The sequence below is a fragment of the Maricaulis maris genome (assembly GCF_036322705.1).
Taxonomy (GTDB): Bacteria; Pseudomonadota; Alphaproteobacteria; order Caulobacterales; family Maricaulaceae; genus Maricaulis; species Maricaulis maris_B.
The window spans coordinates 2849358-2866786 of the sequence record NZ_AP027270.1 but is presented as its reverse complement, the minus strand read 5'-3'; the positions used below and the strand labels follow the sequence as shown (position 1 = coordinate 2866786).

Here is a 17429-nt window from a genome sequence, read left to right as displayed (position 1 = left end):
TCCATGGACATCCGTGCCGCAGAAATTTCTGCGATCCTCAAGGATCAAATCAAGAATTACGGTGCCGAAGCGAAGGTTTCGGACGTGGGTAGCGTGCTGTCAGTTGGTGACGGTATCGCCCGCGTCTATGGCCTCGATGAGGTCAAGGCCGGCGAGCTCGTCGAGTTCCCGGGCGGCATCAAGGGCATGGCCCTGAACCTGGAGCGCGACAATGTCGGTTGCGTGATCTTCGGTGATGACCGGGGTATCAAGGAAGGCGACACCGTCAAGCGTCTCGGCTCGATCGTGGACACCTCCGTCGGCAAGGGCCTGCTCGGCCGCGTTGTCGATGGTCTCGGTGAGCCGATCGACGGCAAGGGCCCGCTGAAGGATATTTCCGAGCGTCGCCGCGTGGACGTGAAGGCGCCGGGCATCATCCCGCGCAAATCCGTGCACGAGCCGATGGCAACGGGCATCAAGGCCATCGACGCCATGATCCCGGTTGGCCGCGGCCAGCGCGAGCTGATCATCGGTGACCGCCAGACCGGCAAGACCGCGATCGCGCTCGATACCATCCTGAACCAGAAAGCCATCAACGAAGGCGATGACGAGAGCGCCAAGCTCTACTGCATCTACGTCGCCGTCGGCCAGAAGCGTTCCACGGTCGCCCAGATTGTGAAGACGCTCGAGGAAAATGGCGCGCTGGATTACACCATCATCGTCGCCGCGACCGCTTCGGACCCGGCTCCGATGCAGTTCCTCGCACCGTTCACCGCCTGTGCGATGGCCGAGTATTTCCGCGATAACGGCATGCACGCGCTGATCGTCTATGATGATCTGTCCAAGCAGGCCGTAGCCTATCGCCAGATGTCCCTGCTGCTGCGCCGCCCGCCGGGCCGCGAAGCCTATCCGGGTGATGTTTTCTACCTTCACTCCCGCCTGCTCGAGCGCGCCGCCAAGCTGAATGAAGCCAATGGCTCCGGTTCCATGACGGCCCTGCCGATCATTGAAACCCAGGCGAACGACGTGTCGGCCTATATCCCGACCAACGTGATCTCGATCACCGACGGTCAGATCTTCCTGGAAACCGACCTGTTCTACCAGGGCATCCGCCCGGCCGTGAACGTGGGTCTGTCGGTGTCGCGCGTTGGCTCGGCTGCCCAGACCAAGGCCATGAAGCAGGTTGCCGGCAAGATGAAAGGCGAACTGGCCCAGTACCGCGAAATGGCGGCCTTCGCCCAGTTCGGTTCCGACCTCGATGCCGCGACCCAGAAGCTCCTGAACCGGGGTCAGCGCCTGACCGAGCTCCTCAAGCAGCCGCAATTCTCGCCGCTGTCGATGGAAGAGCAGGTCTGCGTGATCTATGCCGGTACCCGTGGCTACCTCGATAACCTGCCGACCTCTGACGTCCAGCGCTATGAAGCCGATCTTCTGCGCCACCTGCACAGCGAACATGCTGCGCTGCTGGCCTCGATCCGCGACGAGAAGAAGCTGACCGACGACAGCGAAGGCAAGCTGAAGGCGGCGCTCGACAAGTTCACCGAACATTTCGCGTGAGCCTGATCGAGATCAACCGCTGAGGAGAGCCTGATGGCGAGCCTTAAGGACCTTAAAAACCGGATCGGAAGCGTCAAGTCGACGCAGAAGATCACCAAGGCGATGCAAATGGTCGCCGCTGCGAAGCTGCGCCGTGCGCAGGACGCTGCGGAAGCCGCGCGCCCCTATGCCGAACGCATGGCGGCCGTGATGGCCAACCTGTCGACCGCCATGTCCGGAACGCCGGGCGCGTCGCCGCTCCTCGTCGGGACCGGCAAGTCGGATACCTATCTGCTGGTCGTCATGACCGCCGACCGTGGCCTGTGCGGTGGCTTCAACACGAATATCGTGAAGAAGGCCCGCGAGCGCGTGACCGCGCTCAAGGCTGACGGCAAGGACGTCAAGATCATCTGCGTGGGCAAGAAGGGCGCTGACCAGCTCAAGCGCAATTTTGCCTCGCTGATCGTCGACAAGATGGAATTGTCCGGCGAGAAGACGGTTTCCGGTGCCACCGCGGCCCGGATCGGCGACAAGATCCGCCACCTGTTCGAGAATGGCGAGTTCGACGTGTGCGAACTTGTCTCCGCCCAATTTGTATCGGTCATTTCCCAGAAACCCCGCGCCAAAGTCCTCATCCCGGCCATCGACGCCATTGATGAAGGTGTTGAGCGTCCGGATCTGGGCGGTGCCGTCTATGACGCCGAGCCGGATGAGGAAACCATCCTCAACGTGCTGCTGCCGCGTTACGCCGACACGGTCATCCTGTCTGCCCTGCTGGAAAATGTTGCCGGCGAAATGGGTGCCAAGATGGCTGCGATGGACAACGCCACGCGCAATGCCGGCGAACTGATCGACAAACTCAACCTTGTTTATAACCGCACCCGTCAGGCGCAGATCACCACGGAGTTGACTGAAATCATCTCCGGCGCCGAGGCCCTCTAGGCAGAGGAACACCCGCTATGAGCACATCCCAAGGCCGCATCGTCCAGATTACCGGCGCTGTTGTTGACGTTGAATTCGACGGCATCCTGCCGGACATCCTCAACGCTCTTGAAACCACCAATGATGGCAAGACGCTGACTCTCGAGGTTGCCCAGCACCTCGGCGAGAACACCGTTCGCACTATCGCCATGGACGCCACTGAAGGTCTGCAGCGCGGCACCGAAGTGTCTGACACCGGTCGGCCGATCATGGTTCCGGTTGGTCCGGGCACGCTCGGCCGCATCATGAATGTGACCGGCCAGCCGATCGACGAAGCAGGCGATGTCCCGCACACGATGACGGCGCCGATCCACCGGGCTGCCCCGACCTTTGCCGAGCAGGCAACGGAAGCGGAAATGCTGCCGACCGGCATCAAGGTTGTTGACCTGCTTTGCCCCTACGCGAAGGGCGGCAAGATCGGCCTGTTCGGCGGCGCCGGCGTTGGCAAGACGGTTCTCATCCAGGAACTGATCAACAATATCGCCAAGCTGTTCGGTGGTTACTCGGTCTTCGCCGGTGTCGGCGAGCGGACCCGCGAAGGTAACGACCTGTACTGGGAAATGATCGAATCCGGCGTGAACAAGGACCCCAAGGAGCATGATGGCTCGACGGAAGGTTCGCGTTGCGCCCTGGTCTTTGGCCAGATGAACGAGCCTCCGGGTGCCCGTGCCCGCGTGGCGCTGTCGGGTCTCGCCCAGGCTGAGTATTTCCGCGATGAAGAGGGCAAGGACGTTCTCTTCTTCGTCGACAACATCTTCCGCTTCACCCAGGCTGGCTCGGAACTCTCCGCGCTGCTGGGCCGCATCCCGTCCGCCGTGGGTTACCAGCCGACGCTGGCCACCGACATGGGTGCGCTGCAGGAACGCATTACCTCGACCAACAAGGGTTCGATCACCTCGGTGCAGGCTGTTTACGTGCCGGCCGATGACATGACCGACCCGGCTCCGGCCACCACCTTCGCCCACCTTGATGCGACTACGGTTCTCAACCGTGCGATTTCGGAAAAGGGCATCTATCCGGCCGTTGATCCGCTCGACTCCACGTCGCGTATCCTCGAGCCGCGCATTGTTGGCGACGAGCACTACGCCACGGCCCGCCGGGTTCAGGAAATCCTCCAGCGCTACAAGGCTCTGCAGGACATCATCGCGATCCTGGGCATGGACGAGCTGTCGGAAGAGGACAAGCTGACCGTGGCCCGCGCCCGCAAGGTTGAGCGTTTCCTGTCGCAGCCGTTCGACGTGGCTGAAATCTTCACCGGCTTCCCGGGCATCCAGGTGCCGGTTGCCGACACCGTGAAGGGTTTCAAAGCCATCTGTGACGGTGAGTATGACCACCTGCCGGAAGCGGCGTTCTATATGGTCGGTACCATCGAAGACGCTGTGAAGAAGGCCGAGAAACTGGCTGCTGAAGCCGCTTAAGCGGCTTCGTATTCCGGATCGAGACAAGGCCGGTTCCCGAGGGAGCCGGCCTTTTCTTTTGCCGGCCATTCCTTCACTGTGGGGCCCGATCAATCGGGGGATCTGGAATGCTTGTTGCTTTAGCCGCGGTGTTGCTGGGGCATGTCGCCTCGCCCCCTCCGCCGCCGAACCCGGCCCCCGCCGTGGCGCAGGGCGAGTTCGACGGGTATGCCGGTCGGGAGCTCTGGGACGCTTGGCTAAGCTGGGTACGTGTGCGCGCGATCGAGCAACGCACGGCCGCCTTCGACGCCCTTGGTGCGCCTGAAGGATGGTGGGTTTACCGGGACGGACCCTCGTTCGAGCAAGACAGTGGCAGGTGGACGGAGTATTCCCTGGCTGGCTATGTCTATGCCTGCCGCCGAGATGACGGCTCCTGTGAGTGGATCTTTCGTTCCGCGGGCCTGCAACGGGATCAGCAAGTTTACGCCGATTTGGCAGAATCCCGCTTTGACGGGACGGCCCTTGCGGCGGAGCTCCGTGCGGGGGGCATTCTGCCGTCTGATCTTGCGGGACATGCGGGTTTCCGCTTCGAATCGGGCGCCCAGATCGATGATCTGATCGAGCCTCTGCTCCGGCTGCGACAGGTGCGGGAGACCGATTGCCCGGCTGTCGGGCAGTGGCAGGCGCCGCTGGCCGAAATGCCGCCTCTGCCCTTGAACGGAGAGCGGGCTGATGCGCGGGGTCCCCAGACACCGCCGATACCGATCCATATCCGGTATACGCTCGATATCCCGATGACGGCGTTTGGGGGTGCTGATGTGCATGTCCGGATCGACGATGTCCGCAATGCGCAATTATGGACGCTCTGGCAGACCATAACCGCCGGCATCGAAGCCTGTGAAGACTAGCGGAGGCGCCGCTTCGCCAGCCCATGTCAGCCGGTGATCTTGGGGGTCCACAAGCGGCGGAATACCTGCTAGACGGACGCGGAATATCGAAGGGCATACTCATGGCTGACAAACTCCATTTTGATCTCGTCTCTCCGGAGCGCCGCCTGTTCGCCGGTAATGTCGACCAGGTTGTCGTGCCTGGCGAAGAAGGTGATTTCGGTGTGCTGCCGAACCACGCCCCCTTCATGTCGGTGATCCGCCCCGGTGCGATCACGGTGATTGATGGTGGTGCGGAGACCCGGACCTTCATTCATGGCGGGTTCGCCGAGGTTACCCCGGCCGGTCTCACCATTCTGGCCGAGGAAGCCATCGCCGTGGCTGATATCGACGCTGACCAGTTGGCGCAGGACCTGTCCAATGCCCGCGAAGACGTGACTGCGGCCAAGGACGATGAAGAGCGCGAGCATGCGGCTGCACTCGTTGCCAAGTATGAGGCGATGCAGGCGGTGGTCGCCCACTAGGGTCGGTTCCCCTGCCGCTGTGAGAACAGGGCCGCTTCCTTCGGGAAGCGGCCTTTTTCATGTCTCAAATCGCGTTCGAGGTCGCATGCCGGGCCGGAAGTCGGACAGTTGAAGCCTGTTCTTCATGCAGGAGTGTCGCATGCACAGCCTCTATTCACCCGTCCTCGCCGCGCTGGTCTCCCTTGCCCCCGTCGTGCAGGCCCAGCCCGATTTGATCATCCGCGATGTCGTGATCGTCTCGCCGGAAAGTCCCCATGATGGTGAGCGCGCCGATATCGCGATTATCGACGGCCGGATCTCGGAGATTGGTCCAAACTTGTCCGGCCACGGCCGTCAGGAGCTCGACGGCGACGGCGGTTATCTGGTTCCCGGGCTGATCGACGCCCATGTCCACCTCTACCATGCAACCGGGCTCCGGGCCGGGCTCGCGGCAGACTATGAGAGCCTGCGTGCGGGTTTCATGAGTCAGCAGCCGCGCAGCTTCCTGTACTATGGCTATACCAGCGTGGTGGAGCTGAACGCGATCGCTTCGGCCAATGCCCGGTTCGAGGCATCGCCGGTCCATCCGCGCCTGTTCCATTGCGGCCAGGGTGTGGTGCTGCCGGACGGCTTCATGTCGCTTGAGTTCGGGCCGGACGAGTTCGCGGCCAGTTTCCCCAACTATCTCCACGACCCGGAAGGGAGCAATTACCTCCCCGATGGGGCGGACCCCGCGGCGCATACCCCTGACGCTGTGCTGGACGCGATCGAGGCAGATGGCGGTCGCTGTGTGAAGCTCTATTATGAAGAGGCGCTCTGGTGGCCCGGTGGCCCGCCTCCCTTCGCCTTGCCTTCCGTCGATGCATTGACGGCCGTTCACGAGGCCGCTGCGGCGCGGTCCATGCCGGTCTTCCTGCACGCGACGACGCCCGACGGTTTTACTGCCGGTCTGGAGGCTGGCCTCGATGCGTTTGCCCATGGGCTTTGGGAATGGCCGGAGGAGGGTTTCGCTGCGACCGGGCCGTCGGAGGCGACGCAGGCTCTCAGCGACCGGCTGGCGGGCTCCGGTGCGTATCTCCAGCCGACATTCCGGACCTTGCGCAACACCCAGTCGCTTTTCCATCCGGAGAGCCTCCTGGATCCCGCATGGGAGACTGTCGTGGGGGCCGACTATCTGGCCTATCTCACCACCGATGCCCAGCGCCAACGCGACCAGTTTCTCGGGCGCTTCCGGAGCCTCTTGCCGGACGGCACGACCGATGCCGACATGCCGGCTCTTCAGGACAACTTCAATGCCCGCTACCGCGCCCTGATCGGTGACTATTACCGCCAGGGCGGCAAACTGTCCTTCGGCACCGATACCGCGGTGGGCGGATTCGGCTGGGCGTCACCTCCCGGCCTGGCCGGCTACTGGGAAATGCTGGACTGGTCCGAGGCCGGCATAGCGCCGCATGACATCCTCGCCGCTGCGACTGTCGTCAATGCCCGCCTCCTGGGTCTCCAGGATGAGCTCGGCCGGATTGATCGGGGTCTCCGCGCCGACCTGATCCTGCTCCGCTCCGATCCGCGCGTCGATATCAGCGCCATGTCGGATATCCGCACCGTGATCCTCGACGGGTCGGCCCTGGACCGTGACAGCCTCTCGGCTCGTGCTAGGCCTTGACCGGACCCTGGCCCCGCCGCCAAGCGCTCGGGGTCTCGCCGGTCAGGTCCTTGAAGGCCTTGTTGAAATTGGACCGGGTCTGAAAGCCGCACTCCAGCATCAGGTCAACGAGGGGACGGTCAGGATTGGTTTGCATGAGCCGCTGAGCCTCCGCGATGCGGTAGGTATTGATCCAGCGGCTCACGCTCATCCCGAGGCTGTCGTTCACGGTCTCCGAGACTGCTCTTTGCGGCAGACCAAGCTGTCGCCCCAGTCGCGCGGTCGTCAGCTCGGGGTCCAGCCAGGGGCGGGCGACATCCATATGGGTCTCCAGCGTTTTGCGGAGTTCACTGTCGGACCGGCGCCGGCGGGTCAGCCAGAACAGGGGGCCACTGCCCTGTAAACCCGAGAGCAGCGCATAAGCGAGAAAGGCGACCAGGCTGGCAAGGGTCGTGGCGAGCAGGTGAGAGCGGGTCAGATCGGTACCGCCGGCCAGCTCGAGCGCGATCGCGAGGTCGGACAAGGCGATTGCCACCAGCCAGACGCTCACCAGTTTCGCCCATCCGGTCGATTGCGCGGACGCCGGCCGGGCCCTGCTCCAGGCCGGCAAACCAATCGCGAGGGCAAAGCCGAGATAGATCAGGACCATGGCACCGTCGAGGAAGCCGGACAATGCAGGTGTAAGGCGAAGGATCACAATCCCGCAGGCGGGCACGACCAGGGCCAGGTGTCTCGGGTGAACGTGCCAGTCCACCCGTGCATTGGCCTGAACCTGCAGCCATAGAACCGTTGGCAGGAGAGCGGCGATAATGGGTCGACCCCAGTTCACGGAGTCAAAGCCCTCGGATAGCGAGATCAGCGTCAGCGCCTGTTGCAGCGAAATCAGGCCGAAGGCCGTGCCGAGCCAGGCGTGGGCCGGTTTGTCCTGCCGCGCCTGGGTCAGGAGATAAACCGCTATCAGTGCCGACAGGGCGATCGCAATCGCCAGGATTGAGGACATCACGCAGTGATAGGCTGTCGGGACAAATTGGCCAAGACCCGGCCGGATCCAGCGATCAGCGCGTATCGTGACCGGCGGGGTTGCCGTCGGCAAACACCGCGAAGCTGGCGGCCACCGTCTCGTACACGTCCCGTTTCCAGGGAATGATCAACTCCGGGATCTCGCTCAATCGGCCCCAACGCCAGGCATCGAATTCGACCTCGGCATGGGCCGACAGGTTGATCTGGCTGTCCTCCCCCTTGAACCGGAAGGCAAACCAGCGCTGCTTCTGGCCGAGATGTCGTTTCTTGTGAAACCGGGGGTCTTCGCGGACGTCGGCGGGGTAGTCATAGGCCAGCCATCCCTCGATCTCGCCGAGATAGGCGACAACCTCGGCCGGGATGCCGGTTTCTTCCTGCAGCTCGCGCAGGGCCGCCGCCTGGGCGTCCTCGCCAGCATCGATTCCGCCCTGCGGTAATTGCCAGTTCCAGGGACCGGGTGTGGCTTCACGCCGACCGAGCCAGATCGCACCGCTATGGTTGAACAATGCGATGCCCACATTGGCCCGGTGATGGGGGTAGGGATCGTCGGGCTGCGCCGCCATCAGTGGCCGCTGGCTGCAGGCGCCGCATGGCTTTCCTCTGCCCCCCCGGCTGCGTCCGGATCGCGGGCCCAGCGATGATCCGTTGCCGCGGCCTCATCATGCGGCAGGGCGGCTGCGGCTTCGGCTGCCAGGCGGGCTTCGAGCCGGCGTCGGGCCATGACAGCCGAGGGCGGAGCCAGCTGGTAGCCGCGCATGTCAAGGCTGATCGCCCAGTCGCGAACCTGGTCCACGGTTGCCGGATAGGCAAAACCGGTGCCGAGCGCCGACCCGTTCTGGATCGCCAATGCTTCCAGTGCCAGAAGCCGGTCGTCGATCGCTTCCGGGGACAGGTCCTCATCAAGGATGCGGTCGGCCACTGCGTACAGGATATCAGTGCTCCCGGCGGCCGCTTCGATGGTCGAGCGTCGTCCCGCCCCGTCATGCAGGAAGGCGACGCCGCGCTCCTCCAGCGTTCCGAAAACCTGGCGCATCGCACCTTGTGAGGCCGAGAAGCGGGCGCCGAGATAATTGGTCACGCCGAAATAACCTGTGGCCCGGCTCAGGACCCAGGCGAGGCGACGGCTGTTTTCCTCGATCGTCCCGTCCGCCAGCAGGGTGTGGGGGCCAGGGTCGTTGTTGGGATAGTCAAAGGGCTCCATCGGCGCTTCGATCAGCACTTCATGGCCCGCGGCCCGGGCGCGGTCGATCCAGGTCTGGAGATCGCGCGTGTAAACAGCAAAGCTGAGCGCCACTTCTGGCGGCAATTCGTTGATCGCGGCTTCGGTTACGGCCGAGTTCAGTCCCATCCCGCCAATGACAACGGCGATCGTCGGTGCCCCAGGATCCCCATGATAGGGTCGGGCATAGGCCCGTGAAGGTCGGGTCCCGTTGGCCGCGATAACCGGCAGCGGACCACCCGGTCCGGGCTCGGTCAAACCGGCAATGGGAGCGCGGGGCAAGGCGTTCGGGTTGGCTGCCGGCGCGCCTGCGGTTTCGGCTGCGTGGCGCGTTTCGGCATCAGCCGGGTCCGACCCGTGAGCAACGCGTTCTGAGGGGCTGGTCGATGGCGCGACCGGTGCCTCAAACCCTTCACGGACACCTGACAGGGTGACGTCGCCGTCTCCCTCGGGCTCCAGAAAGCGAATGCCGGCGTCATGAGGGGCGGTATCAGCCCGCATATCGTGGCTGGCCGGTTCCGGCAGGGCAGCGGGCTCGACGCCACCGACGGCGCGCGGCAAGGCGATCTCGCCATCGCCGAAAAGGGCAACGCCACCAATCATCAGGCTCAGAGCTCCAGCCGCAGCGATGCCCGCAAAAAGCGGCGCGCGCAGGGTCAGGAGCGGTCGGGCGTGGCGAAGAAGGGCGGTCGACATGGCGGCAGCACGGTCTGTGGGTTGCAGAAAGGGAGGTCGGGAACCTCCCGCTGGTCTCCAATCTGCCTGTGTGTGCTGTAAGAAACGGTTAACGGCGGCCGGTGTTCACCGGCCGCCGTCAGGGGCGTGTCTCTGGATGTCCGCGCGGCGCTCAGGGCCGCAGGGAGGCCTGCTGGGTTTCCATGGCCGAGGTCAGAATCTCGACCGCGCGATGCAGCTGGTAGTCTTCGTCCTCCGGCCAGTCAGCCGGCGGCTGTTCGACGGCCGCAAGATCCGTGGTCTCACGCTCATCGCCGTTTTCATTGACCAGAGCGCCGTCGAGATCCGCTTCCGAGCCGATCTGCGGCACATCGGCTTCCGCGTCATCGTTAAGCGCCCAGGCCGAGATCTGCTGGTCCGGAACAATGCCGGTCGCCTGGATGGAGCGGCCGGCCGGCGTGTAATAGCGGCCGGTGGTCAGGCGCAGGGCGCCGTCGCGTCCGCCCCGCAGCGGGATGATGGTCTGGATCGAGCCCTTCCCGAAGCTTGTCATGCCGACCAGTTCGGCGCGTTCCCGGTCCTGCAGAGCCCCGGCGACAATTTCTGCCGCGCTCGCGGTGCCTTCATTGATCAGAATCACGATCGGGACCCCGTTGAGCCGGTCCCCCGGACGGGCATTATAGCGCTGGGTGTCGCGCGGATCACGGGTTCGGGTGGACACCACCTCGCCGCCATCGAGGAAGACATCGGTCACGCCGATCGCCTGGTCCAGAAGGCCGCCCGGATTGAAGCGCATGTCGACAATCAGGCCCGGCAGGTCAGCGCCGAATTCGTCGCGCAGCTCGGTCAGGCCCTCCTGGACCATCTCGGTCGTGCGCTCATTGAAGCCGGCAATCCGCATATAGGGTACGCCTTCCTCGATTCGCGTCACCACCGTCCGCAGCGGGATGGTGTCGCGTACCAGGGTGACATCGAACGGATCATCCTGATCACGCGAAATCGTGATGGTCACCGGGTCACCGACAGCGCCGCGCATGAGGGCGACAGCCTCATCGACGGAAATGCCCACGATCGCTTCGCCATCGACCGCGATAATGCGGTCATTGGTCCGAAGTCCGGCCCGTTCAGCCGGTGTGTCGGCGATCGGTGAAACGATGGTGATGTACTGCTCGCGGCGGACGACCTCCATGCCAAGCCCGCCATATTCACCGCGCGTCGTGACGCGCAGGTCTTCGTAGGCATCGGGATTATGATAGGCGGAGTGGGGATCGAGCGAGGTCAGCATGCCCTCAATGGCGGCCTCGATGAGCTCGGCCTGATCGGTGTCGGAGACATAGTCCGACTCGATGCGGCTGAGCACGTCACCGAAGAGCTCGATCTGGCGGAAACTGGCCGACCGGTCTTCCTGGGCACCCTCAGCCGAGACCGCGATAGCCACGGCGCCGACGGCGAAAGCCACCATTGAAGCGAACACATTGATACGCATGCTATCTCGCGTCCTTTGAGCGCGATGGGTCTAGCCCGGTTGCGATATCGTCCGGAACCACGGTCCCGGATCAATCGCATCGTCATTTCGTCTCAGTTCCAGATACAAGTCTGGTGCCGATTGCTCGGCTTCTGACATAGCGCCAACGGGCTCTCCGGCGAGGACGCTCTGGCCGACACTGGCATAGGTTACCGACATGCCTGCCAGAACAACATAGTAGCCATCGCCGACATTGAGGATCAAGAGACCGCCATAGGTGTTGAACGGTCCGGCAAACTCGACCCGACCGTCAAAAGGCGAGACTACCTGTGCCCGGGGCCGGGTCCGAATGAAAATTCCTTCAGATGCTGTGCCATCTTCGGCCAGATCACCATAGCCTCTCACGACCGCGCCTGTCGCCGGTGGACGCAGTCGGCCCCGTGCGTCGGCAAAGCGCAGGGTTTCCAGGGGCGCAGTGGGGACACGGGCCGCAACAAGGTCGCGGGGCGGTCTCACCCGGGGTGCGGGGATAGCGGTGTCAGGCGGCGTACGGCGCGGATTGAGCGTGGGCATGACTTCCGCCATGCGGCTCAACTCGCCAATCAGGGAGCGGATCGAGCGGGCCCGCTGACCGGCCGAGCTCGACGCCTCGAGCAAGGTGACGGCCTCATTCCGACGGCGTGCCTCCAGGGCCCGGCGTTCCGCGATCAGCACTTCCAGCTCCAATCGCTGCGCGGACAAGGCGCGCTCGGCCGTGCCCAAACTCGTCTGTTCGCTCTCAATCGACGCCCGCACCTCACGCAATTGTGTCAGCTGGTCCGCGATTTGGTCGGCCCGTTCGCGCAAGGCCGGCGCCACTTCCGACATCAGCGAGGCGGCCCGGGCCGCCTCGGCGGCATCTTCCGGAGCGGCGAGAACGGCCGGTGGGGTCTGGCTTTCGATACGTTGGATGGCCGCGAGGATGTCGATCAGGGTTTCCCGGTCTTCGGTGAGGCGGCCGAGCAATTCGGCTTCCTCGCCGGCTAGGCGATCAAGTTCCGCCTCCGCGATCAGGGCCGCATTTTCGCTGGCACCGACGCGCTGTCCCAGATCGACCAGCTGACGCTGCATCAGGGCAATTTCGTCGGCGAGGGCTTCGGCTTGTTGGGCAACGGCTTCCGCGCGGGCGGCGTTTTCACGTTCTTCCTGTTCCAGACGTGCCGCCTCGTCCGCGTCTGGCGGAGTGGCAGGCTGGGTCTGGAGGAGCAGCAGGGCTGCGAAAACGCTCAACATGGGGAAAGGCTATCCGGCTCCCGGTTAACGCTCAATCACGATGATAGGGCGTCCCGGCAAGGATGGAGACCGCCCGGTAAAGCTGCTCGGCAAGCATGACCCTGACCAGCTTGTGCGGGAAAACGGCCGGGCCGAAGGCAAGCATCAGGTCAGGCTGGGGGAATTGCGAGCGATCATGACCGTCGGCGCCGCCGATGCAGAAAACCGCTTCCCGTACCCCTTCATCCCGCCACTGGCCGACTTGCCTCGCCAGCTGGCGTGATCCCAGAGCCTTGCCGCGCTCATCCAGAAGGACAAGCCGCGCGCCCGGGTCAAGACTGGCCGCAAGGGCCCGGCTTTCATCATTGGCGCTTTTGAGGCTCCGGTTATCGAGCTCGGTCTCGGCGAGCGGACCCAGGCCGATGGCTCGTCCGGTCGCGGTGCCGCGTTCCAGATAGTCATCGACCAGGGTGCGTTCAGGGCCGGACTTCAGCCGACCGATGGCGGCGATGCGCAGCTTCACCTAGGAGGCCGACGCGTCCGGCTCTACCGACCACATCTTTTCCAGATTGTAGAATTCGCGCACTTCCGGGCGGAAGATGTGAACAATGATATCGCCCATGTCGATCAGGACCCAGTCATTGGTCTGGGTGCCTTCGATCCGGGCCTTGCCGTGTCCCGTCTCCTTGAGCTTGCGCACAAGATGGTCGGCCAGCGAGGCGACATGCCTTGCCGAGCGGCCGGAAGCAATGACCATGATGTCGGTGATGGATGATTTCCCGCGGAGGTCGATGGCAACGACGTCTTCCGCCTTGTCATCATCAAGCGAGTCGAGGATCAGGGTTTCGAAGGCCTCGACAGGGCCGTCATCGCCGGTGACGCGGACGGCGGATGCCGTTTCCTGCTCAGCGCGGCGGGATAATTCTGTAGACAGGGTCTGTGTCCTCTCTGTCAGGCAAATACAGAGATGATCATATCACGCTTTTGCGGCGGGTTCGAGCCAGTGCAGCGAGAACAGGTCAGCCGCGTCAGACCAGGAGTGAAGCACATCAAAACCCACTGATTCTGCAAGGGAAGTGAAGCTTTCCGGCGTGAACTTGTGGGAATTTTCGGTATGGATGCTCTCGCCCTCGCGCAGTTCGAATTCACGCCCGGCCACGTGGAAGCGTTGCGCATGATCCGCCACAAGATGCATCTCGATCCGGGCCTTTTCGGCGTTCCAGATCGCCTTGTGTGATAGTCCGGACGGGTCAATTGTGCCGTCGAGTTCGCGATTGATCCGGTCGACCAGGTTGAGGTTGAACCGCGCCGTGACGCCCTGGGCATCATCATAGGCCGCCACCAGCGTGTCGGTATTCTTGACCCGGTCGGCACCGATTAGTACCGCATCGCCCGGACGCAAAGCATCCCGGAAGCCGGCCAGCAGCTGTCGAGCGCCTTCGGGTTCGAAATTGCCGATCGTTGAGCCAGGAAAAAAGATGATGCGACGTCCGCTTTCCAGCTGCAGCTGGGAGAGATCGAGGCCCTGGGTAAAGTCGGCGCATATCGCGCCAACCTGAAGGGCCGGGTAGTCTGCGGCGATCTCCTGGCAGGCGGCCTCCAGATGGGTCCCGGAAATGTCCAGACCAACATAAGCGGCCGGCTCCGAAAGGGCATCGAGCAGCTTGCGGATTTTCACACTGGAGCCCGAGCCGGGCTCGATAACCACGGCGCCCGGACCGGCCAGGCCGGACAGCTCCGGGCCGATCCGGTCAAGGATATCGAGCTCGGTCCGCGTTACGTAGTACTCGGGCAGATCGGTGATCTCATCAAAGATCGCCGAGCCCGTCGCATCGTAGAAATAGACAGGCGCCAATTGCTTTGGGGTGCGGGAAAAGCCCTCAAGGACGTCGGCAAGGAAGTCGCCTGCCGGTGGGTGCTGATCGTCGTAGAAGGCAAGCGCAGCATGGGCGCTGGGGCGGCCGGGCATCCGGTCGTGCATGGCTCTGTCCTGTCGGCGTCGGCTGGAAAATCAGGGGCGCGCGCGCAGCGCAGTCGAGGAATGAGAGTGTAACCGCTCTGTCAGATAGGTCCATGCCGGTGCCTGCAGGAGGGGCAGTGCCACCGCTTCGCTCTCACGAATGCGTGAACGCGCATACTGCCGCGCGGCATGTGACAGCCGGGCCCGCACCGCATCCTGTGGCCGTGCGATGACGGCGACCGGGACGCTCTGGAAAATTTGCGTCCAATTGGCCCAGCGGTGAATGCCGGCCAGATTGTCTGCGCCCATCAGCCAGACGAAATGAACATCGGGATGGCGTTGCCGGAGGTGGTTGAGCAGGTCGATCGTGCGTGTTGTGCCGAGCCGGGTTTCGATGTCGGTGATGCGCATGCCTGGCCGGGCCGCAATCTGGCGGACGGCGTCAAACCGGCGATCAAAATCGCCGGCGGGCGTCGCCTTGAGCGGGTTCTGGGGGGAGACCAGCCACCAGACCTGATCGAGGCCGAGCCGCCGCATGGCGGTCTGCGCGACGTGCAGATGGCCGGCATGCGGTGGATCGAAACTCCCCCCGAACAGGCCGACCCGCATGCCCCGGCTCAGCCCGTCACCGCGCAAGGCCCCGTTGCGGCTCATGAATCCCGCTCCATCTGCCCGACCCGGACAATATCATCGGTATGGATCAGGGCGGCGGCCCGGCGATAGCCCAGCCGGGTCTCGGTCTCGTCACTGCGACACCCGGCGACCCGGCGGGCATCGGCGGCATTATAGGCCGTCACACCGCGGGCGATCACGTGCCCGTCTGGACCGAGGATGCGGATGGTTTCGCCGCGCTCGAACTGCCCCTCGATCTGGGTCACGCCCACCGGCAGCAGTGACTTGCCGGCTTTCAGCGCCTGCGCCGCGCCGGCATCGATGCGGACCGCGCCATGGCGGCTGACGACCCCGGATATCCAGCGCTCACGGGCACTGGCAGGGGTGCCGGACGGCTGAAACCAGGTGCCATGATCGGGTCGGGCCAGGCTGAGCAACGGGTTCGCCGCGGTGCCGAGCGCGATGGCGGTCGCACAGCCGGAGGCGCCGGCCAGTTCGGCCGCGAGAATTTTGGTCCGCATGCCGCCTGTGCCGACGCCGGCCCCGGAATTGGCCTCGCCGGCCATGGCGTGGATCTGCGCCGTGATCGCGGGGACGTCATGGATGGGCCGGGCGTCCGCCGATCGGCGCGGATCGGCATCATGGAGCGCCTCGATGTCGCTGAGGAGCACCAGCAGGTCAGCGCCGGCGAGCTGGGCGACGCGGGCGGCCAGCCGATCATTGTCGCCATAGCGAATCTCGTCGGTGGCGATGGTGTCATTCTCGTTCACAATCGGGACGGCCCCGAGATCGAGCAGGGTCGACAGGGTCGCCCGGGCATTGAGCCAGCTTCGCCGGCTTTCGGTCACGTCGAGGGTCAAAAGCGCCTGCGCGGTGACCACCCCGTGCACGGCGAAAGCGCGCTCCCAGAGCTGCAGCAGGCGAGGCTGGCCCGCCGCAGCGGCGGCCTGTTTCTGCTCGAGGCTGAGACTGCCGACAGGCAGGCCGAGCCGGTCACGACCCAGCGCCACAGCGCCGGAGGATACGATAATGACCCGGGCGGCGCGGGCCCGCAGGGTCATGATGTCGGCAACGATGGCGGCAATCACCGTGTCGCCGGCTTGCAGCAGGCTGGAGCCGGCCTTGACCACGACACAGCGCGCCGCGTCGAAGTCAGCCCGTATCATGAGGGCGCCCAGCCATCCTCGCCATTCTCGGCCGCGAGCGCCGCTTCGGCGGCATCCTTCTCGGCGCGGCGGGCGTCGAGCACGATTTCCCAGGCGCTGCCGCACAACTCCTTGACGCCGTCGCCCGAGACACCGGACAGCGTCATCACGGTCTTGCCGCTGGCGGCCTCGAGGGCGGCGACCTTTTCGGCCACCATCTCGTCATCCATGGCGTCGGTCTTGTTGAGGGCGAGAATTTCCCGCTTCTCCGGCAGGCCGTCGCCATAGGCTTCCAGCTCACCGCGCACGGTCTTGTAGGCGCCGACGACATCGTCCTGCGTGCCGTCGATCAAATGGATCAGCGAGGCGCAGCGCTCGATATGGCCCAGGAAACGGTCACCGATGCCGGCGCCCTCATGGGCACCCTCGATCAGGCCGGGAATGTCGGCGACGATAAAGCGCGAGCTTGGGCCCAGATCGACAACGCCGAGATTGGGGTAAAGCGTGGTGAAGGGGTATGCGGCGATCTTCGGATTGGCGCGGCTGACCACCGACAGGAAAGTCGACTTGCCCGCATTGGGCAGGCCGACCAGGCCGACATCGGCGATCAGTTTCAGGCGCAGCCACACCCAGCGCTCCTCGCCGGGCCAGCCTGGAATGGTCTTGCGCGGCGCCTGGTTGGTCGAGGTCTTGAAGTGGACATTGCCCTTGCCGCCGTCACCGCCACGCGCCAGCAGGACGCGCTGGCCGATCTCGGTCAGGTCGGCGAGGATTTCTTCCTTGTCCTCATCGAGGATCTGGGTCCCGACCGGGACCTGCAGGACGGAGTCCTCGCCGCCGGCCCCGGTGCGCTGACGACCCATGCCGTGGCCCCCGGTATCGGCTTTGAAGTGCTGCTTGTAGCGGTAATCGATCAGCGTGTTCAGCCCGTCGACCGCCTCGACCCAGACATCGCCGCCCTTGCCGCCATCACCGCCATCGGGTCCGCCATATTCGACATAGGCCTCGCGTCGGAACGACACGCAGCCGCCGCCACCATTCCCGGAGCGGACATAGACTTTGGCTTGGTCGAGGAATTTCATGAATCAGGCTTTCTGGGCTCTTTGGGCGTATCAATCCGTCTATACAGGCAAAACCATTTGAGATCAGTGCGTTTT

General features: G+C 64.2%; 17 protein-coding genes. 6 read left to right on the top strand and 11 right to left on the bottom strand.

Annotation, left to right across the window (positions count from 1 at the left end; translation table 11 throughout):
• Positions 1-3: 3 nt before the first annotated feature.
• From atpA to AAA969_RS13605, 6 genes are all read left to right on the top strand, one after another.
• A complete protein-coding gene (gene atpA / locus AAA969_RS13630; RefSeq protein WP_338246633.1) occupies positions 4-1536 on the top strand; it encodes a F0F1 ATP synthase subunit alpha in 1533 nt (510 codons plus the stop codon).
• Between the two features lie 33 nt (positions 1537-1569).
• Positions 1570-2457, top strand: coding sequence for a F0F1 ATP synthase subunit gamma (locus tag AAA969_RS13625; protein ID WP_338246630.1), 888 nt, complete (start codon positions 1570-1572; stop codon positions 2455-2457).
• Between the two features lie 17 nt (positions 2458-2474).
• Positions 2475-3914, top strand: a complete 1440-nt coding sequence (gene atpD / locus AAA969_RS13620; protein ID WP_338246628.1) for a F0F1 ATP synthase subunit beta — start codon at positions 2475-2477, stop codon at positions 3912-3914.
• A 107-nt stretch (positions 3915-4021) separates the two neighbouring features.
• Positions 4022-4801 (top strand): hypothetical protein, encoded by a 780-nt coding sequence (locus AAA969_RS13615; RefSeq protein ID WP_338246627.1) that lies wholly within the window; start codon positions 4022-4024, stop codon positions 4799-4801.
• Between the two features lie 101 nt (positions 4802-4902).
• Entirely contained in the window at positions 4903-5304 is a 402-nt protein-coding gene (locus AAA969_RS13610) for a F0F1 ATP synthase subunit epsilon (protein WP_338246625.1), read from the top strand.
• A 139-nt stretch (positions 5305-5443) separates the two neighbouring features.
• Positions 5444-6946, top strand: a complete 1503-nt coding sequence (locus AAA969_RS13605; RefSeq protein ID WP_338246623.1) for an amidohydrolase family protein — start codon at positions 5444-5446, stop codon at positions 6944-6946.
• Here AAA969_RS13605 and AAA969_RS13600 read toward each other — a convergent pair.
• The 11 genes from AAA969_RS13600 to obgE all read right to left on the bottom strand — a co-directional run bounded on the left by AAA969_RS13600 (position 6936) and on the right by obgE (position 17354).
• Complete coding sequence (locus AAA969_RS13600; RefSeq protein WP_338246620.1) at positions 6936-7925, bottom strand: AraC family transcriptional regulator; 990 nt, start codon at positions 7923-7925, stop codon at positions 6936-6938. The two genes, AAA969_RS13605 and AAA969_RS13600, sit on opposite strands and share 11 nt — an antisense overlap.
• Before the next feature lie 55 nt (positions 7926-7980).
• The gene (locus AAA969_RS13595; protein WP_338246618.1) at positions 7981-8508 is read right to left on the bottom strand and encodes an RNA pyrophosphohydrolase; all 528 of its coding nucleotides are present in this window, start codon (positions 8506-8508) and stop codon (positions 7981-7983) included.
• The gene (locus AAA969_RS13590; protein ID WP_338246615.1) at positions 8508-9860 is read right to left on the bottom strand and encodes a divergent polysaccharide deacetylase family protein; all 1353 of its coding nucleotides are present in this window, start codon (positions 9858-9860) and stop codon (positions 8508-8510) included. The genes AAA969_RS13595 and AAA969_RS13590 overlap by 1 nt, the downstream gene beginning before the upstream one ends.
• 151 nt (positions 9861-10011) lie before the next feature.
• Positions 10012-11325, bottom strand: a complete 1314-nt coding sequence (locus AAA969_RS13585) for a S41 family peptidase (RefSeq protein WP_338246613.1) — start codon at positions 11323-11325, stop codon at positions 10012-10014.
• A 30-nt stretch (positions 11326-11355) separates the two neighbouring features.
• Positions 11356-12576 carry a murein hydrolase activator EnvC family protein gene (locus AAA969_RS13580; RefSeq protein ID WP_338246611.1) on the bottom strand — a complete coding sequence of 407 codons (1221 nt, stop codon included), beginning with the start codon at positions 12574-12576 and terminating at the stop codon, positions 11356-11358.
• A 31-nt stretch (positions 12577-12607) separates the two neighbouring features.
• Positions 12608-13078 (bottom strand): 23S rRNA (pseudouridine(1915)-N(3))-methyltransferase RlmH, encoded by a 471-nt coding sequence (gene rlmH, locus AAA969_RS13575; protein WP_338246609.1) that lies wholly within the window; start codon positions 13076-13078, stop codon positions 12608-12610.
• Positions 13079-13510, bottom strand: coding sequence for a ribosome silencing factor (gene rsfS / locus AAA969_RS13570; RefSeq protein ID WP_425325057.1), 432 nt, complete (start codon positions 13508-13510; stop codon positions 13079-13081).
• Positions 13511-13531: 21 nt separating this feature from the next.
• Positions 13532-14536, bottom strand: coding sequence for an L-histidine N(alpha)-methyltransferase (egtD, locus tag AAA969_RS13565; RefSeq protein ID WP_338246606.1), 1005 nt, complete (start codon positions 14534-14536; stop codon positions 13532-13534).
• Between the two features lie 30 nt (positions 14537-14566).
• Positions 14567-15169, bottom strand: a complete 603-nt coding sequence (locus tag AAA969_RS13560) for a nicotinate-nucleotide adenylyltransferase (protein ID WP_338246604.1) — start codon at positions 15167-15169, stop codon at positions 14567-14569.
• Positions 15166-16293 carry a glutamate 5-kinase gene (proB, locus tag AAA969_RS13555; RefSeq protein ID WP_338246602.1) on the bottom strand — a complete coding sequence of 376 codons (1128 nt, stop codon included), beginning with the start codon at positions 16291-16293 and terminating at the stop codon, positions 15166-15168. Before proB ends, AAA969_RS13560 begins: the two co-directional genes overlap by 4 nt.
• Positions 16290-17354, bottom strand: a complete 1065-nt coding sequence (gene obgE / locus AAA969_RS13550; protein ID WP_338246600.1) for a GTPase ObgE — start codon at positions 17352-17354, stop codon at positions 16290-16292. Before obgE ends, proB begins: the two co-directional genes overlap by 4 nt.
• Positions 17355-17429: the final 75 nt, after the last annotated feature.

Bases quoted from the DNA above. Each gene is read 5' to 3' on its own strand.
- atpA (WP_338246633.1), top strand. From the start codon at position 4: ATGGACATCCGTGCCGCAGAAATTTCTGCGATCCTCAAGGATCAAATC.
- AAA969_RS13625 (WP_338246630.1), top strand. From the start codon at position 1,570: ATGGCGAGCCTTAAGGACCTTAAAAACCGGATCGGAAGCGTCAAGTCG.
- atpD (WP_338246628.1), top strand. From the start codon at position 2,475: ATGAGCACATCCCAAGGCCGCATCGTCCAGATTACCGGCGCTGTTGTT.
- AAA969_RS13615 (WP_338246627.1), top strand. From the start codon at position 4,022: ATGCTTGTTGCTTTAGCCGCGGTGTTGCTGGGGCATGTCGCCTCGCCC.
- AAA969_RS13610 (WP_338246625.1), top strand. From the start codon at position 4,903: ATGGCTGACAAACTCCATTTTGATCTCGTCTCTCCGGAGCGCCGCCTG.
- AAA969_RS13605 (WP_338246623.1), top strand. From the start codon at position 5,444: ATGCACAGCCTCTATTCACCCGTCCTCGCCGCGCTGGTCTCCCTTGCC.
- AAA969_RS13600 (WP_338246620.1), bottom strand. From the start codon at position 7,925: ATGTCCTCAATCCTGGCGATTGCGATCGCCCTGTCGGCACTGATAGCG.
- AAA969_RS13595 (WP_338246618.1), bottom strand. From the start codon at position 8,508: ATGGCGGCGCAGCCCGACGATCCCTACCCCCATCACCGGGCCAATGTG.
- AAA969_RS13590 (WP_338246615.1), bottom strand. From the start codon at position 9,860: ATGTCGACCGCCCTTCTTCGCCACGCCCGACCGCTCCTGACCCTGCGC.
- AAA969_RS13585 (WP_338246613.1), bottom strand. From the start codon at position 11,325: ATGCGTATCAATGTGTTCGCTTCAATGGTGGCTTTCGCCGTCGGCGCC.
- AAA969_RS13580 (WP_338246611.1), bottom strand. From the start codon at position 12,576: ATGTTGAGCGTTTTCGCAGCCCTGCTGCTCCTCCAGACCCAGCCTGCC.
- egtD (WP_338246606.1), bottom strand. From the start codon at position 14,536: ATGCACGACCGGATGCCCGGCCGCCCCAGCGCCCATGCTGCGCTTGCC.
- AAA969_RS13560 (WP_338246604.1), bottom strand. From the start codon at position 15,169: ATGAGCCGCAACGGGGCCTTGCGCGGTGACGGGCTGAGCCGGGGCATG.
- proB (WP_338246602.1), bottom strand. From the start codon at position 16,293: ATGATACGGGCTGACTTCGACGCGGCGCGCTGTGTCGTGGTCAAGGCC.
- obgE (WP_338246600.1), bottom strand. From the start codon at position 17,354: ATGAAATTCCTCGACCAAGCCAAAGTCTATGTCCGCTCCGGGAATGGT.